2 protein-coding genes are annotated in these 1,776 nt (G+C 40.4%); both read left to right on the forward strand.

All coding sequences use genetic code 11. From position 1 onward, the window contains the following. Positions 1 to 156 precede the first annotated feature (156 nt). Positions 157 to 1,257: an AAA family ATPase gene (locus B157_RS0113135; protein ID WP_020603783.1), complete on the forward strand. Its 1,101-nt coding sequence runs from the start codon at positions 157 to 159 to the stop codon at positions 1,255 to 1,257. Next, a complete protein-coding gene (locus B157_RS0113140; protein WP_020603784.1) occupies positions 1,254 to 1,721 on the forward strand; it encodes a hypothetical protein in 468 nt (155 codons plus the stop codon). Before B157_RS0113135 ends, B157_RS0113140 begins: the two co-directional genes overlap by 4 nt. The last annotated feature ends 55 nt before the right edge of the window (positions 1,722 to 1,776 follow it).

Raw genomic sequence — 1,776 nt, forward strand, 5'->3', positions numbered from 1 at the left:
TCCTACTGTGGTCTGTTCAATCCCAAGGGTATCTATGCCCATGCCCTCAAAAGGAACTCGGCGGTTAATTAATTCAAATCAATAATTCGCCCGCTAACGGAATCGCATGTTTGAACCGGTTATAAATTGGTAACTTGCCCATAACTACCGACCATTATGCTCAAGCGCGTTTCCATCCAAAACTTCAAGAGCCTGAAAGACGTCACGCTCGACCTGCAAAAAGTAAACCTGCTCATCGGCCCGAACAACTCAGGCAAGACGAATTTTTTGAAGGCGTTGGAGTTTGTCTCTGATTCCGTAGGGGGAGCAATAAAGCTTCCGAAAGAATATCGATATAGAAAGGATATTGGCAATTCACCAGATATTCATTTGATATTTGATAGTATTTATGAAAACGGTAAATACGACCACGTTCTTATAGGGGACGCTCTTAACGAGGAAGATGAAGAAAGTGGATTTGCTCAAATAAGTTTCGCTAACTACTTTGATATAATTAATTCGCCGAATTCTCCAGAAGATATCGATTGGAAAATTTTCGAAAAAGGTTTCGGTTTGTTTGATGTTTATAAAATTGATTCTAACAAGCTTGACAAGCCTGCTCCAATTGGTGAGGGTTCAACGAAATTGAATAAGGATGCTTCGAATATGATCGCTTTCTTCGATCGTATGAGAGATGAATTCCACGACAATTTTTCTCAAATCAGGAATGACCTAGGCAAGTGTTTACCAGAATTCACAGAAATTAATTTTCAGATTGTTAAATCAAGTGAAAATCTGATTAAAGAATTTGGCGATAAAACATTCAAACGAATTGGCTTAACCAATGGTAAGCAAAAAACCATATACTGGGCTGATGAGCTTTCAGAAGGTACGCTTTATTTCCTGGCCCTTCTCTGTATCATTAACCAGCCAAATCCACCTAAGTTTTTGCTTCTCGAAGAACCTGAAAAAGGCATTCATCCACGCCGGATTTTCGAGGTTATTCAGTTCATTTTACGATTGTCGGAAGAAAAGGATGTTCAGGTTATTATGACAACTCATAGCCCTATAGTTGTCGACATGTTTGCCGATATGACGGAAAGCGTTTTTATATTCGATAAAGACGAAGAAGGAGCAACCCACGTTAAAAACCTACAAAGAGACGTCATTGAACCAGATACAGAAAAAAGTAAAGAACTAGGTTTTTCACCACCTAAATATACAGATGCTCTAGGCGATTCATGGACAATTGGCTTTCTGGGAGGAGTGCCAAAATGAGCGATATTATCATTTATGGCTTCTTTGGTGAGGACGAAGCCCAGAGAAATTTCTTGGCCAAATATCTAGCTCAGTGCTTCCCTGATAGGTTTGTCGAAGATGAGACTTTTCGTTGGAGAATAAAAGTCAGAGGTCGCGATCAAGTTGATGCTTTTTTGCCAGAAGCTTTATTACAGAAAGCAATATTTCGTTTAGAGTTTCTATTTGTTGGACGCGATGTTGATACAGCACATGAGCCAACTATACAGTTGCGTCGGAATACATTTGAAAAAATTTGCAAGGATCACCAGCCTGTCGTATTAATGCTGCCTGTTCAATGCATTGAACACTGGCTTTGGTACATCAAGCGCAGGCATGAAGAGCCGGGTAAAAAATCTCTTCTAGAATCACAACCGCGTTCATTGGCCAAACAAGCGGTTTATGGCGGGTGCAATTCAAAATGTCGCTATGCGGCCATCGCATAGTTGATTGGCTCAATCTGCTGACGAACCAAATTCCATCGGTTGCTCATCAGGCAAA

Source organism: Spirosoma spitsbergense DSM 19989, assembly GCF_000374085.1.
Classification (GTDB): domain Bacteria; phylum Bacteroidota; class Bacteroidia; order Cytophagales; family Spirosomataceae; genus Spirosoma; species Spirosoma spitsbergense.

Excerpts from the sequence above, each read along its gene's own strand:
- B157_RS0113135 (WP_020603783.1), top strand. The coding sequence starts at position 157 with ATGCTCAAGCGCGTTTCCATCCAAAACTTCAAGAGCCTGAAAGACGTC.
- B157_RS0113140 (WP_020603784.1), top strand. The coding sequence starts at position 1,254 with ATGAGCGATATTATCATTTATGGCTTCTTTGGTGAGGACGAAGCCCAG.